A 14,708-nucleotide genomic window follows, 5' to 3' on the forward strand; every position below is an offset into this window, starting at 1 on the left:
TTACTCACCCGTCCGCCGCTCGACGTCCAGTAAATCCACCGAAGCTTCAATACTGCCGTTTCCGCTCGACTTGCATGTGTTAGGCCTGCCGCCAGCGTTCAATCTGAGCCATGATCAAACTCTTCAATTAAAGTTTTGGTGTTTGCTTTTCCAAAGAAAAGACAAACGGCTCGATAAATACTGTTTTGTTCGTCTCTTTCGAGATAAACGAATTGACTGTGCTCTTGTTGGCATCCACTTTTAAAAAAGTGAAATCAAAACAGCTCAAGGCTGTACCAACATGAATTGGTCACTCAGTTCATCGAATAAATCTTTTTGTCTATTCTCAACGAGTGCCCACACAGATTGCATAGGTCAAATTGTTAAAGAGCGTTGACTGTGCGAAGCTGCGCTTCGCTTGGTCAGGGCTGCGTATCTTACGCGCCTTACCGTTAAAGTCAAGAAGAAATTTTATTTTTTATTTTCAACCCTTAGGGCCGAAACAAAACCTCTTTTTGACTCCCCTAACGCTTGGCGTTAAGTGGACGGCTATCTTAATCTTTTAAAAACTCACGTCAAGCGTTTATTTTTATTTGATTTTTTACTTCTACATGGCGCTGAGCGCTTGCCCTGTGTGCCGTGTCGATGTGGGGCGTAGTATAGCGACACAGATCACACTGACAAGGGTTTTTTACGTTTTTTATTTCGACTGGGCAAGAATCCACCTAAAATGATGAATAACCAGCGTTTTGAAACATTCTTGATACGTGGTATTTACTGAGAGATAACGCTGGCCTGTTTTCTTGGTCCTTTTCATGACATGCATTGCCTATTTGTTGTTCATGTCATCACTTTTAATTGCTCTATTTTTAATAATGCTTATGAAATCACCAGTCAATTTTGCACTAATTATCTGTATCGCCGTACTCGGCGCCATTATCGTCAACCTGATGGGGGTCAGTTCACCTGCCATTGCATTCGCTGCAGGCGCAATCGTCAGCGGACTGTCTTGCCTCTACCTTCCTCTCCCCGATTTTAAACCAGCGGCACAGGATGCCCCTGCACCACATAGCGTGAACAACGACGAGGAAGAATCACCTCAGAGTAAAACCTTGTATGTGGGTAACCTACCTTATCGCGCCAATGAAAATGATGTCCGTACACTGTTTAGCGAACATGGCGAGGTTTTTGCCGTTCGGCTGATGAAGGATAAACGCACCGGCAAACGTCGAGGCTTTGGTTTCGTGGTGATGGCCGCTGCGCATGCCGAGGATGCCATCAACGCCCTGAATAACAATGTATACGGTGAGCGGACACTTAAAGTCCGTGAAGCGAACGAACCAAAAAAGCAGGCGAATAGCTAACGCGCGTCAATCCTATCGACTGTATATAGTCGGATAGCGCGTCAGCCTTAATCGGTGTTGCCGTTGCGTAAGCGTGATTGTCTGATGTTGTCGCGGTAACACTGGATAAGTTCAGTGTCGCCGTCAGTGAGACGATGCGGCGCGCGATTGCAGTGCCTGAATCAATCAAACACACTGACTCACCCAATACTTGTTGGATTTCATTTCGCAATAAGGGGAAATGCGTACATCCCAGCACCAACGTATCGATGGTGGCTGTAAACGGCGCTAAGATTGCCGTTAAGTCCTCTTGATTAACGGCCTCGCCTCGTAACTTTCGCTCTGCCATATGCACCAAAGCTGTAGTACCTACCGACACCATATGACAGCCTTTGGCGTAATCGGCAATCAACTGCTTCGTATAAGGACGAGCAACGGTGGCAGGTGTGGCCAGCAAACCTATCGTTTTATGCTGACTTTGCGCCGCTGCCGGTTTGATCGCCGGCACCACGCCGACAACCGGAATCGCTAACTGTTCACGTAACTGCGGCAGTACCAGCGTCGAGGCGGTATTACATGCGATGACGACGATATCAATATCATGCTGCATACATACCGCACTCACCAAAGCAGTCACACGAGTGATGAGTTGGGTATCGTCCAGCTCACCGTATGGGAAAGCTGCGTTATCGAACAAATAGGTGTAGTTAGCGTCAGGAAGCAGCTCTCGCACCGACTGATAAATCGATAAGCCCCCCACACCGGAGTCGAAGATCAATATATTGGGCTGCGCCATGGGACACCCATTCAATAAAAAACGCCCTTATCATAACGATAAAGGCGTGATTAAAGCTAGTTTCACCATAAAAGCAAACGCTAGTACTGATAGTCCAGCGTCATAAAGTAGCCGCGTTCGGCCGCAGGATAACCCCCCGCAGTCTCGTACTCTTTATCGAACACATTATCGACTTTGCCTTTCACGGTCAGGTTATCGGTCGCCTGATAAGAGGCAGTAACCGTCCACAGACTATAGCTTCCCAGCATCTTTCCATCGGGATAATCCAGACGTTCACTTTGATACTGCCACTGAGTACCGAGCTGCAGTCGCTCCCATTGGTAGGATGCATCCCACTTCGCTATCCGTTTAGCGCGACGTGCGAGCTGCTCGCCTGTTTTCTCATTTTTAGGATCTTTATATTCTAACGATATGCGATTATTTAAAGAGTGGACATCAAAGTTAGCAATAAACTCAACGCCTTCGATCTTAGCTTCACCCACGTTTTGGTTCTGACCATTGGGGTAACTACCTGCATACTGAATGAGATTATCAATGCGATTGATATAGCCTGTAAGTGACCAATCAACGTCAGCCGTCACGCCACGAAGAGCAAACTCGGTATTGGACGATTCCTCCGGCTTGAGCGTTGCATTGCCGCCCCATCCGTAAAGCTCAGTCAGACCGGGTGCCTTAAAAGCGGTGCCGTAGCTAGCGACCAATTGATACCCTTCCTCTATCGCAAAACCCGCGCTTGTCTGCCAAGTCGTATGCTGCCCGTATTGTTCGTTATCGTCCGAACGTGCGCTTGCCTCAATAGATAGTGCCTCTACTGGGCTAAATTGCGTTAAAAGGTAAGTGCCCAGGTTATCACGCGGATTGATTGCAATATCATTGGGGTTGGTAATCAAGCTTCCTTCATTAAAGGTGTCTTGTCGATAATCCACACCACCGCCAAGCAGCCAATCATTCGTGGCTTGATACTGGAGTCCCAACGAGGTAGTGACTTGCTCAACATCTGAAGTTTTATTGTTTTTACGGTCACTGCCAAGGCTGTAGTCATAGTTTTCTTGTTGGGAGATTTCTGCGCTGAGTGTTGCACTCCAGGCATCAGAGCGATAATTCAGCGTGCTGGCCAGTGCTTGGCTTTCTAACCAGCCATGTTTTAAGCTACCAAAATTATCGTAATCGTACTCATTCTGGTACCAGCGCCCCGTGATATCAGCCGACCAAGCAGCGTTCCATTGATAATTGTATCCAAGTTGTGTATTGCGACCAGTAAAGCCATGCTGGTCTCCACGGTTACTCGCCTTTGGGTGAACATTATATCCATCATTCGACTCATACCCAGCAATGCCTGAGAAGTGACCCTTATCGCCTAACTTTGTTGCCCAAGCGCCGTTAATCGCATGATGATCCAAACTGCCCATGGTTACGGAAACATTGGCTCGCTCTTTATCGGTTTTAGTGATGATATTGATCACACCACCGATCGCGCTCGACCCATAGAGTGTGGCGCGTGCGCCACGAATAACCTCAATACGCTCGATACTGTTCACCGGGATCTGATTAAAATCCACCGACCCTGTGATGGACGAGGCCATACGCACCCCATCAATTAGGACCAAAGAGTGGTCTGATTCCGTGCCGCGCATAAAAATAGAGGCAATTTGTCCACGACCTCCGTTTTGAGCAATTTCAATACTCGGCACCGAGCGCAATACATCGACAAGGCTTCGCGCCTGCAAGCGCGCAATGTCTTGACGTGTCAAAATGGCTGCGGATTGCAATACTGAGGCATCGGACTGCGCAAACCGACTGGCGGTCACCACCACCGTTTCGGTATTTTGCTCGGCCCACGCGCTCGCGGGGAGTAATGACGCCGCCACCAGGCTCGCCACAATTGGTTTGTTCATGGGTTATTCCTTCCTATCGCGAGAATATGCAGCACTGTGCTGCGGGGCGGGCTGTATTCGGACTTAAGAGCATGGCTTGCGCCGCCTACTGCTAACGACTTCCCATCACCTATCCAAAGAATTGGCGACAGTGTCTGGCCTAGTGCCGAGTTAGGGTCGTTCTCTGATACCGCTGCGCGTCAGTTGCGGATTCTCACCGCATTCCTGCGATTACGGCCTGTTTGCTCGCTAATCGCTTACCCGCCCAAGGATAGTAGCCATCTAGATGGATATTGTCCATTGATAACCTTATAGAATAACGGAGAATCGTGAGCAAGGCTGGACATAGCTGGGGATTTGTCTAAAATCTGCGCTCATTTTCCAATCGCTGAGGCAGCCATCATGACCAAGGCCCAATCAACCGTTGACTACGACACACAGCTTGCTGAGAAAGTCCAACGACTCACGGAACAACTCGCACCGTTTCACGCGCCTGAGCTCGAAGTGTTTCATTCGCCAGAGACGCATTATCGGATGCGCGCGGAATTTCGGGTATGGCATGAGGGGGATGATCTTTACTACATCATGTTTGACCCGGCGACTAAACAAAAATATCGCGTTGATACCTTTCCCGTGGCGAGCCGCTTAATCAACGACTTGATGCCGCTCTTACTCGAAGCAATTAAACCCAACGAGACCTTGCGCCGCAAACTGTTCCAAGTGGACTTTTTGTCAACCCAAAGTGGCGAGATCTTGGTGTCGTTACTGTACCACCGCCAACTAGATGAAGCGTGGGAGCAGGCCGCCCAAGCACTGAAGCAACGCCTCAATGATGAAGGCTTTAACCTCAACTTGATTGGCCGTGCGCGTAAGCAAAAAAAAGTACTAGACCGCGATTACGTACTAGAAAAGGTACAGGCTGATGGCCAAACCTTGGTGTACCAGCAAATTGAAAACAGTTTTACCCAGCCCAATGGCCCAGTGGCGCAAAAAATGCTGGATTGGGCGATTGATTGTACCCGAGATAGCGAGGGCGATTTGCTGGAACTGTATTGCGGTAACGGCAACTTCTCACTGGCGCTGGCAAAAAACTTCCGTCGAGTCTTAGCCACCGAGCTTGCCAAGCCCTCGGTACAATCGGCGCAATACAATATTGCCGCCAATCATATCGATAACGTGCAAATCGTTCGTATGTCAGCCGAAGAGTTTACCCAAGCGATTAATGGTGAGCGTGAGTTCCGTCGCTTACAAGACCAAGGCGTGACGCTGAGTGATTATCAGTGCAACACCATTTTTGTCGATCCACCCCGCGCGGGCATGGATGATGAAACCTGCAAAATGGTGCAAGGCTACGATCGTATTTTGTATATTTCATGCAATCCGGAAACCTTGGTCGAGAATTTACAACGCTTAGGCCAAACCCACCGGATTAGTCGTTGTGCCCTGTTCGATCAATTCCCGTTCACTCACCATACCGAAGCGGGTGTGTGGTTAGAGCGCCTATAAAACCACTAAAGCCAGAAACAAAAAAGCGTCGCTCGCGAAAGGGACGCCTTTTTTTTGTTTTTAGCCCTGGTGATTAGGAATCAGAGGCCGTCTCTGCAGTCTGTTTGCGACTGAAAAAGCCCAACTTATGCCCAATCCAGAAAGCTAACGCCATTGAGACCAAGATCGAGAAGAAGTTACCGCCCAGCTCTGGTATTTGCATGCGAATAAAGGCGGAATAGCCAAATGCCCCCACCAGGAAACACGCAAAGGCAATCAGCGGTGTGCCTTCTGTCAGTGGCTGTCGTTCATGCAATTGATAACAAGCATGTACGGCCAGTACAAATGCGAGAATGGGGAAGATCGAAAACGCCACGCCACTGAAAAAGACGGTGGCTAGCGTTGCACTTCCACAAATGCCAGTGACTAGCGCCAGCAATAAGAATTTACGTTCTGATTTGACTTGCTCGTGTTCCATGTTTTCACCTGTTTATGACAGTTTTTCCTGTAAGGCTCGCCGCTCACGGTCTTTACGGTACCAGTAAGCTCCCTTGGCTATCATGCGCAATTGTAACACCATTCGCTCCGCCAATTCTGCGCGTGCGTGCGGGTCGAGATCAAGGGCCTCTGCCCCCATATTGAAGACTAAAATCACACACGCCTCAGATTGATTGTACGCTTCTTCATACGTGAGCTGTGTGCGCGATTGTAAATACTCGGTTAACTCCGCAACAAAATGTTGGATTTCTCGCGCGACTGCAGCACGAAACGCAGCGGATGTACCTGACCGTTCACGGAGCAACAATCGAAACACATTCGGACTACTTTCAATAAATTCCATAAAGGTTTCGACGGAAGTACGTACCACACTGCCTTCCGCAGCGATACGTTGACGCGCTTGGCGCATCAGTTGGCGCAATAACAAGCCCCCTTCATCGACCATGGTTAAACCGAGCTCATCCATGTCTTTGAAGTGACGATAAAACGAAGTCGGCGCTATACCTGCCTCTCGGGCCACTTCGCGCAAACTTAAGCCTGAGAAACTGCGCTCAGCACTGAGTTGGCTAAACGCCGCATCAATGACAGATCGACGCGTTTTTTCTTTTTGTTCTGCTCGAATCCCCATCATATCCAACTCATGGTCACCATGGTGTCACTATACGCAATTTTTATCGGCAAATCAGCCAGCCTACATCACGCGCGAACGCCAATTTCACCAGAGATTGGGCACCGAAAGTTAACCTTACGGATAATAAGCGTTAAACTAGTCATAAATGGATGTTGCAATAATGAAAATAAGGTCTGAGCCCTATGAGCAAGTCGAGTCCCCACCCAAAAGATCACTTTGACGCGATCGTTATTGGTAGCGGCCCTGGCGGTGAAGGGGCCGCGATGGGTTTGTCAAAAGCGGGCAAACGCGTCGCGGTGATTGAGCGCGAAAACACGGTTGGCGGCGGATGTACCCATTGGGGCACGATTCCCTCCAAAGCGCTGCGCCACACGGTTAGCCGGATCATCGAATTTAATCAAAGTCCGATTTATACCCAAAACACCAAAAGCCTACACAGCACGTTTGCACAAATTCTAAGTCATGCCGATTCAGTGATTGGCAAACAAACGCGCATGCGCCAAGGCTTTTACGACCGCAACCAATGTACCTTGTTACATGGGAGTGCCACATTTATTGATGCACACACATTAGCGGTTCATCATAGTGATGGCAGCGCTGATACCTACACGGCTGATCACTTTGTGATAGCCACCGGCTCTCGCCCTTATCAACCGGCAGATGTTGATTTTGCTCACCCTCGTATTTACGACAGTGATTCAATTTTGTCGCTTGAGCACGACCCTCGTCATGTCATCATTTATGGTGCGGGGGTCATTGGCAGTGAATATGCCTCGATTTTTCGCGGGTTAGGGGTGAAGGTCGATTTAATCAATACACGAGACCGCTTGCTCTCCTTTTTGGATAACGAAATCTCTGATGCCTTGTCCTATCACTTTGGCAGTAGCGGCGTCATGATCCGTAACGATGAGACCTATGCAAACATTGAAGGCACGGAAGATGGGGTGGTCGTCCATCTTGAGTCAGGCAAAAAAATGAAAGCCGATTGTTTGCTCTATGCCAACGGACGCGCGGGCAATACCGACAAACTTAATCTTCAATCCGTCGGGCTGACACCGAATTCTCGCGGTCAACTTGATGTCGATAGCGAAAGCTATGCCACTGAGGTCGGTCACATCTACGCGGTCGGTGATGTCATTGGTTATCCAAGTTTAGCGAGTGCTGCCTACGACCAAGGCCGTGTGGTGGCTGAAGCCATCTGCCAAGGCAATGCCAATGTGCGCCTGATTGAACATATTCCAACTGGGATCTATACCATTCCGGAGATCAGTTCAGTGGGGAAAACCGAGCAGGAGCTCACTGCAGAAAAAGTCCCTTACGAAGTAGGCCGATCGCTTTTTAAACACCTAGCACGAGCACAAATTGCAGGGATGGATGTCGGTAGCTTAAAGATACTGTTTCACCGTGAAACACGCGAGATCCTTGGCATCCATTGCTTTGGTGAACGTGCCTCGGAAATCATTCACATTGGCCAAGCGATTTTCGAGCAAAAAGGTGAGGCAAATACCATCGATTATTTTGTCAACACCACCTTCAATTATCCCACCATGGCGGAAGCCTATCGGGTGGCGGCGCTTAATGGGCTCAATCGCTTGTTCTAGCGGCTTTGTTCTTATCCATGCAAAACGGCACTGAGAGCGGTGCCGTTGACTGTATTATCAAACACCTGCGGTGTCTCTAGCGACGTAAAATAGATGACCACGCTAGCGACTCATCACCAAGAACAATAAAGTTTGGATTTTGCAGTGAATCCCGCTCGTTATACGACAAAGGGTCAAGCTCTGTGCTGAGGATCCGTCCACCTGCTTGCTCGACGATGCATTGCGTCGCGGCGGTGTCCCACTCACCGGTCGGTCCTAAACGCAGATAACAATCTACCGCCCCTTCCGCCACTAAACAGGCTTTCAGTGCGGCTGAGCCCAAAGGGATCAAATCGTAATTAATTTCAGGCGCTAGTTTTTCCGTCACCGCATGAATATCTTGTCGACGACTGATCGCAATGGATAACGAGGTAATCGCTTCGTCGCGCTTCATGGTCGAGATGCGATGCATATCGCCATCAGGGGTGATTTTCCACGCCCCTTTATCTTGGCACGCATAATAGGTCACACCCGATACAGGCGCATAGACCACGCCCATCACCGGATGGTTGTTTTCCACCAGCGCAATAATAGTGGCAAAATCGCCACTGCCAGCGATAAATTCTTGGGTACCATCCAGTGGATCAATCAGCCAATAGCGCTGCCATTGTTGGCGATCACTGAAGGGCACACCGCAATCTTCTTCCGACAATACCGGAATCTCCGGCGTCAACGCAGTGAGTTTTTCCGTAATCAGCTTGTGGGCAGCTAAATCGGCGCTGGTCACCGGCGTTTGATCACTTTTGGTGATCTCTTCAAAATCACCGTCTTGATAAATATCGAGAATAACCTGGCCCGCTGAGCGGGTTATTTCAATCACATCGGGCAACAACTCAGGCAATGCCATGCCTCACCTCTCCGCTTGTAAGTACTTCAGCGCCATCATCAGTGCGGTAATACTGCGCGCTTCACAGAAATCACCATGGGTCAGTAACTCTTCCGCTTGGGCTAACGGCCAGCGAATGATCTCAAGCGGTTCGGGTTCATCACCTTCCAAGCTTTCTGGATACAAATCACGTGCCAACATCAAGGTCATACGGCTGGAAAAGTACGAAGGCGCGAGGACCACCTCTTTCAACGGGATCAATTCGCGCGCGCCCTGGCCAATTTCTTCTTTCAGCTCACGCACCGCCGCTTGCGCGGCCTCTTCACCCGGGTCAATTAAGCCTTTCGGGAATCCCAATTCATAGCGCTCTGTCCCAGCAGCATATTCTCGGACTAATAAGAGATCGCCTGACTCGGTAACCGGCACCATCATTACCGCATTACGGCCTGAGGGTTTCATCCGCTCATAGGTACGTTCAACGCCATTGCTAAACGTGAGCGCTAACGACTCCACCTTAAACAAACGAGAAGCGGCGACGACCTGTTTCGACAGGATTTGAGGAAGTTTACGCTGCGTCATAGTGTGATTTGCCACCCTTTGCTGATATGCCAATCAGGCCTTGTTAGCCGCGAAAAGAAAAGCGATAGCGGCCTTGTTGATCTGGCGCGCCTAACCAAGATAATGGCGCCTTCATCGGCTCGGGATAGTCAGGCCCCGGCTTTAGCCATCCCGATACAGAGTATCGCCCAGACGGCGTAATTGACAATGAAAACTTATTGCTTAAAGACGCCGACTGCCCCTCACCGTGCGCGGCAATACCTTGATTTTCGCAGGATAAAGCGGCTTGCGCAGGAATATTTTCTAGCTGCCCCATCGGCAGTTGCAATGCTGCATGCTGCCATTGGATTTGCCCTTGCAATTGCTGACACCCTGATTCAGCCAAGATGGCATCGCGCAGCACCAGATCGAGTGTGCCATCAATCGCAACGCCCGGGGGCAGTGCGATAGCGCCTGTTAATAGCTGCGCGGGCGCAGACACCAACGTTTGTGACACCGTCAGTGTCGAGCCGTTAAAACCAAGGTTCCCTTTTCCTCGCAACCCGTCAGGGCTACGTACCTGAATGGCCGCTTCAAACGTCGCGCCGGTGACTAAACGATGCCACTGCACATCCCATTGCACCGGCCCTAGGGTATAATTTTGCCACCGTATTTGTTCGACTTGCCCGTGCCAAACCGTGCCGTCGATTTCACCGATTTGTATCGCATCGGGCAAAGGCGCTAGGCGTAATAAAGATGCAGGCGCATGCACCACAACACTGACCACAAAGACAAGCACACACCCTATGCCGAATAAGCCTTTTTTCCACATTGTTTTATCGCTCCAACTGCAGTCGATTCACCTTAACTTTGCCGGCCGTCTCTGTGGCTTCCGTGCTTAAACGCACCACGCGAATACCATGTACACTCGCCAGTTGATCTAACCAGCGGAGGAGTTGGTTAAACGGCAGCGGTTCAATCCCAAGCTGCACGCTATCTTCACCCGGTTGTAAGCGCGTAATCGTGAGGTTAAATTCCCCAGCACTGGCCGCGATGACTTGGTTTAATGGCTGTGTACGGCTTGCAGAGGCTTGATGACCGCTTCCTGACTGCGCCCGCAGCTGCATGATTTGGGTGCGCTTTTGTTGAACGTCTCGCAACAGGTGCTGCTCGCTGGCTAGCGCGGTATTGGCCTTTTCGGCCTGAGTTTGAAGCGGAACGATAACTCCCCAGTACAAAAGACTAACGACCAGCACGCCACCTGCGATCAGTAATAATCGCTGCTCGCGCACACTGATCGCCTGCCACTGGGCTTGAATGCGTGCCATCATGATGGGCTCCTTAACGTAAACTCGCCACTGACTGCGTCGCCACTACGGTTCAGCTGGCCGAGCTCAGTCGCATAATGCTCGCTCAATATTCCTCGCAAACGCTCAAATTGCGCAAAGTCTCGACCTTTGGCGCGTAAAATCAACGCGTCTCGATTACCCTGATAACGCAGCGCCTGGAGCTCCAGGCCAGGCACATCATCCAGCATTGGCGCTAATTGTGCCAACCAAGGCAGTAGCGCGGAATCCTGTTGCTGCCCGGCTAGGCGGGCAATTTCAGCGTCCATTTGCCGCACCATATACGAGCGGGTTGGAATGCGTTGGTATTGTGGTAACGTCTCACGAAACAAGGCTTCGCTTTGCGAGCGTAACACTTGCACCTGTTGCTGAGTGTCACGAAGTGCCAGCCATTGCTCGCCGCCCAACAACGCCATCACCATCACCAATAGCGCGGCGGTGGGGATCAGCGGCTTGAATCGCTGTTTCATCTGGCTTTGCGGCCGATAAGGGCCGGATAATAAATTGGCAGACACCGAGGTACTCTGTGCGGCCAACATACTGATAGTTGGTTCACTTTGCTGCCACTGCACCGGGAAGCCATCGATGGGCAAAGGCGACTCGGTGTGTGCGTCTTGCGCGCCATACACCTGCAGGCTGAGTGTCGATGACTCGGTGCCTGCCGCGCGCGCTCCCTCGGTTTGATTGCCCGGCTGTTGCCACCAAGCTTGCGCCCAGAAGGCAAGCCATGCGCGCTGCCCAACCACACCTTGATGGGGTTGATAGCGGCACAACCACTGATCGGCCAGTGGCGCTAGCGTCAACGTTTGAGGCTGCCAAGGTAAACACAACACATCCGGGATCCACTGGCGAGCATGGATATTGGCCGCATCAAGGGCCTGCTGCCAAGCTTGCATCTGCCGATGAGCTACCACCGCGACCTGAGCGGTGTTTTCTTGGGTGTCGAGCAGGGTGACATGCACCGCCTCAACCTCATCGGCTAATGCTTCTTCCAGTAAATAGGGCACGACTTTGTCTCGTTGCCGGCGCGAGCCAGGCGGTAACGTCACCGAAGTGAGCGTCAGCCAGGTACTGTCCACCAGCACGACCACACGTCTTGTCTGTGCTTGTTCTGTTAATGCTGACAACTGCTGACAGGTGCCGGTCGTCATCACTTGGTTATCGCTGGTACGCACCTGCGCCCAATAAATGGGTTGGCTGGCATCACTGATCCTGATTATCAGTCGCTCGCTCACGCATTCCTCCGAACCGACGGCGTAAAACCGATACTTGGCCGTCGTCTTGATAGTGCAATAATGCCTGGATGTGACGTTGGGCTGAGGCCACGTGCACATCGGCGTGTAATAAAAAGTAATGGCTTGTCACGCTTAAATGCGACATCACTTGCTTGCGCGCCGCCTCATCAAAATCAGTAAGCGTCAGGGTAGCGATAAAATCGTCGACACTTTTCCAACCCGAATCAGGGCGCTCGGTCAGTACCTGTTCTGCCTGTTCAACTGACAGGGCCGGGGTAAACAACGCCGATAGCAATGCAGCCTGTTTGTCCATTAACGTGTTCACGTTCACCATCAGCTCCGCAGAGGGAATCGCACACAGCTGCGGTGATAACTGACGAAAGACCTCAGCGTTGACTCCACGAACAGCGCGCCACTCACTGACATCGGCAATCACGGCATCAGCCGTCACGTAAGCGGGACGGACACTCTCGTAGTGAGCATCTTCCGCGCCTAACGATTGATCAAGCTGATTATTTTCATCAATATAATCGCGACTCGCTTGCGCAATCACATCGGCTTGATAACTATCGTCGACCTGGCTACCGATTAAAGCACGCAGTACGCGCACTTCATACGGCACCTCGCCGCCTAACGCTACGCCTCGCAACTGCAAACTATTTAAGTTAAAGCAGGCTTGTGCATCTTGTAAGTAACCACTAACTTTGCCACCTTGAAGCGGAAATGTCCGCGCAGACTGGGCCCAGTCCTGGTTTACATTCACCGTATCACTGTCCGATAAACTTTCGCGTAATACCGCAGAGGCAAGGGCTTCCACCGCGTTGCTGTACCAGTACACTTGCTGAAAATGGAGCTGGTTTTCCGCCCGATAGTAATTGGTAAACAATCGTGACGCCATGCTGCCAGCAATCGCTGTCATCAGCGCCATGATCATCATCACGATAAGAAGCGCCGCGCCTCGCTGTCGGGTCATTGTGCCTCCCGCTGCAGCGGCGCGGGTAACGTTTGCCCCGCCAGCAAATACGTCCGGACTAACCGCCCGTAACGCGGATGAGTAAAGCGTACTTGCACCGCTTTGGGCAAAGCATGGGCCGTGTTATAGCTTTCTTGCCAATTGCCTTCCACGTAAAATCGAAACGTGAGCGCTTTGATATCACTGAGCAAGGTCGCCACCGCTGGCTCATCACCTGCGGCCTGATCCGGATAGCGCCAACGCAGGCGCTCTAAGTGACCGTCCCGTTGTCGGTAGCCAACCGCGACGACTTCACCGCGAGGAAAACGCGCTTGCGGGTTAATCCAACCGGTACGCGTAAAACGTATACCCATTTGTTCACTTTGGAGAACATCGCGTCCGGCAATCAGCAGTCGCTCGGTCGGTGTTTGACCGTCGATACGCTGACGACGCGCGGCCATTTGACGAAAGTCACTGTCCATGATCACTAACGCACGTTGCAACCGCTGCAAGGTTTCGCCGACTTCACGCGATTGCACATTGCTGCGTTGTACGGTTTGTAGCACTTGATAAGCCGTCAGGCTGATACTGGCAAATACCACCAACGCCAACAAGACTTCAAGTAACGTAAATCCCTTTTCAGCGCGTCTCGACATACGTCCTCACGGTCACCAATGGGTTATCGCTCTGCTCAGCGGCCGACACCGACAGATCCACCGCTCGCAGTTGGCCGGTTTCGGTCGCCACCGGCGTAAGTTGCCATTGCCATTGCTGACCGGCCATCTCAGTGGTCCCTTGCGTCGCCTTTTCTGGCACGTCAGCCCTGAGCACGACTTCAGCAAGTTGGTTATCCGCCACCATGGCCGCTAAGGTTTTTTGCTCTAAACGCCCTAGCGAACGGGTATGCTGGCCCGTCGCCTTCATGACACTGAGCGCGGCAATAGCAAAAATGGCCACCGCCACCAATACCTCAAGCAAAGTCATGCCCTTTTGGGGGCTTGGCGTCTTGCCATGCATCAGCGGTCCTCCACCCGTTGCCAAGTAAACTGTGCCAGCTCATTGGCTTTAAGCTGCCAAGCGGCCCGGCCATCTACGTCGATTCGTAAGGTAAAAGGGGTGAGTTCACCATTGGGCAATAACCAGATCTGTGGTGGGGCCACGGGCTGTTCACCCTCGTCATCAAACAGGTTCTCAAACAGAGGCTTATCTTCGAACAAGCGGTCTTGTTGCTGCCAACCAAAGCCGTCCATGGTGAGAGAAAACCGGCTTTGCGCTGGCAAGGTCCCTTGGGTTGCCCAGCGTTCACTGCGCACGGGACGCCACTTGTCTTCCCCCAATGTTAACAGCTGATAATCATGCTCATTGATGCGCACGCCATACGTTCGCCCCTCGAGCCAGCTTTGCTCGGCCCATAGCTTCATCCGCTGGTGTAACGCTTGCCCCGCTTCTTGCGCGCGGGTATCGGCAGGCTCTGGCAACACCATCACCACACCAGAGGCACTGACAGCGATAATGACCACCACCAGTAAGATCTCAAGGAGGGTAAAACCTGCCGCTTGGCGCATC

16 protein-coding genes, 1 rRNA gene and 1 riboswitch are annotated in these 14,708 nt (G+C 51.3%); of the genes, 3 read left to right on the forward strand and 14 right to left on the reverse strand.

Going from position 1 to position 14,708, the window contains the following annotated elements; translation table 11 throughout:
- Nucleotides 1–130, reverse strand: a 16S ribosomal RNA gene (locus BZG75_RS13015); the annotation flags it as partial.
- 730 nt (nt 131–860) lie between these two features.
- On the opposite strand from BZG75_RS13015, the gene BZG75_RS13020 reads away from it, so the two are divergent.
- Entirely contained in the window at nt 861–1,343 is a 483-nt protein-coding gene (locus tag BZG75_RS13020; RefSeq protein WP_077577232.1) for an RNA-binding protein, read from the forward strand.
- On the opposite strand, the gene murI is transcribed toward BZG75_RS13020, so the two are convergent.
- Nucleotides 1,297–2,118: a glutamate racemase gene (gene murI, locus BZG75_RS13025; RefSeq protein ID WP_077577214.1), complete on the reverse strand. Its 822-nt coding sequence runs from the start codon at nt 2,116–2,118 to the stop codon at nt 1,297–1,299. The two genes, BZG75_RS13020 and murI, sit on opposite strands and share 47 nt — an antisense overlap.
- Before the next feature lie 80 nt (nt 2,119–2,198).
- Nucleotides 2,199–4,013, reverse strand: coding sequence for a TonB-dependent receptor domain-containing protein (locus tag BZG75_RS13030; protein WP_077577215.1), 1,815 nt, complete (start codon nt 4,011–4,013; stop codon nt 2,199–2,201).
- A 32-nt stretch (nt 4,014–4,045) separates the two neighbouring features.
- Nucleotides 4,046–4,272: riboswitch (cobalamin riboswitch) on the reverse strand.
- Nucleotides 4,273–4,394: 122 nt separating this feature from the next.
- On the opposite strand from BZG75_RS13030, the gene trmA reads away from it, so the two are divergent.
- Complete coding sequence (gene trmA / locus BZG75_RS13035; protein ID WP_077461657.1) at nt 4,395–5,498, forward strand: tRNA (uridine(54)-C5)-methyltransferase TrmA; 1,104 nt, start codon at nt 4,395–4,397, stop codon at nt 5,496–5,498.
- 73 nt (nt 5,499–5,571) lie between these two features.
- Here the strand turns inward: trmA and BZG75_RS13040 are convergent, their stop codons facing one another.
- Both BZG75_RS13040 and fabR read right to left on the reverse strand, forming a co-directional pair.
- Nucleotides 5,572–5,955, reverse strand: a complete 384-nt coding sequence (locus BZG75_RS13040; protein WP_021022553.1) for a YijD family membrane protein — start codon at nt 5,953–5,955, stop codon at nt 5,572–5,574.
- 12 nt (nt 5,956–5,967) lie between these two features.
- Nucleotides 5,968–6,603, reverse strand: a complete 636-nt coding sequence (fabR, locus tag BZG75_RS13045; RefSeq protein WP_028569605.1) for an HTH-type transcriptional repressor FabR — start codon at nt 6,601–6,603, stop codon at nt 5,968–5,970.
- Between the two features lie 185 nt (nt 6,604–6,788).
- On the opposite strand from fabR, the gene sthA reads away from it, so the two are divergent.
- A complete protein-coding gene (gene sthA, locus BZG75_RS13050; RefSeq protein WP_021022555.1) occupies nt 6,789–8,207 on the forward strand; it encodes a Si-specific NAD(P)(+) transhydrogenase in 1,419 nt (472 codons plus the stop codon).
- A gap of 76 nt (nt 8,208–8,283) precedes the next feature.
- Here the strand turns inward: sthA and cysQ are convergent, their stop codons facing one another.
- Genes cysQ through gspH form a run of 9 tightly spaced genes read right to left on the reverse strand, consistent with a single transcriptional unit; the run spans nt 8,284 to nt 14,707 of the window.
- Nucleotides 8,284–9,093 carry a 3'(2'),5'-bisphosphate nucleotidase CysQ gene (gene cysQ / locus BZG75_RS13055; RefSeq protein ID WP_077577216.1) on the reverse strand — a complete coding sequence of 270 codons (810 nt, stop codon included), beginning with the start codon at nt 9,091–9,093 and terminating at the stop codon, nt 8,284–8,286.
- A gap of 3 nt (nt 9,094–9,096) precedes the next feature.
- The gene (nudE, locus tag BZG75_RS13060; protein ID WP_077461661.1) at nt 9,097–9,651 is read right to left on the reverse strand and encodes an ADP compounds hydrolase NudE; all 555 of its coding nucleotides are present in this window, start codon (nt 9,649–9,651) and stop codon (nt 9,097–9,099) included.
- 43 nt (nt 9,652–9,694) lie between these two features.
- A complete protein-coding gene (locus BZG75_RS13065; RefSeq protein ID WP_077577217.1) occupies nt 9,695–10,441 on the reverse strand; it encodes a type II secretion system protein N in 747 nt (248 codons plus the stop codon).
- A 4-nt stretch (nt 10,442–10,445) separates the two neighbouring features.
- On the reverse strand, nt 10,446–10,940 hold the full coding sequence (gene gspM, locus BZG75_RS13070; protein WP_077577218.1) for a type II secretion system protein GspM: 495 nt from the start codon (nt 10,938–10,940) through the stop codon (nt 10,446–10,448).
- Nucleotides 10,937–12,190 (reverse strand): type II secretion system protein GspL, encoded by a 1,254-nt coding sequence (gene gspL / locus BZG75_RS13075; protein ID WP_158009990.1) that lies wholly within the window; start codon nt 12,188–12,190, stop codon nt 10,937–10,939. Before gspL ends, gspM begins: the two co-directional genes overlap by 4 nt.
- Nucleotides 12,159–13,163 (reverse strand): type II secretion system minor pseudopilin GspK, encoded by a 1,005-nt coding sequence (gspK, locus tag BZG75_RS13080; protein WP_077577220.1) that lies wholly within the window; start codon nt 13,161–13,163, stop codon nt 12,159–12,161. The genes gspL and gspK overlap by 32 nt, the downstream gene beginning before the upstream one ends.
- Complete coding sequence (gspJ, locus tag BZG75_RS13085; protein WP_021022562.1) at nt 13,160–13,798, reverse strand: type II secretion system minor pseudopilin GspJ; 639 nt, start codon at nt 13,796–13,798, stop codon at nt 13,160–13,162. Before gspJ ends, gspK begins: the two co-directional genes overlap by 4 nt.
- Nucleotides 13,782–14,159, reverse strand: coding sequence for a type II secretion system minor pseudopilin GspI (gene gspI / locus BZG75_RS13090; protein ID WP_021022563.1), 378 nt, complete (start codon nt 14,157–14,159; stop codon nt 13,782–13,784). The genes gspJ and gspI overlap by 17 nt, the downstream gene beginning before the upstream one ends.
- Nucleotides 14,159–14,707 carry a type II secretion system minor pseudopilin GspH gene (gene gspH / locus BZG75_RS13095; RefSeq protein ID WP_158009991.1) on the reverse strand — a complete coding sequence of 183 codons (549 nt, stop codon included), beginning with the start codon at nt 14,705–14,707 and terminating at the stop codon, nt 14,159–14,161. The genes gspI and gspH overlap by 1 nt, the downstream gene beginning before the upstream one ends.
- Nucleotide 14,708: the final 1 nt, after the last annotated feature.

Source organism: Salinivibrio sp. AR640, from assembly GCF_001995405.1.
In the GTDB taxonomy this organism is placed as follows: Bacteria; Pseudomonadota; Gammaproteobacteria; order Enterobacterales; family Vibrionaceae; genus Salinivibrio; species Salinivibrio costicola.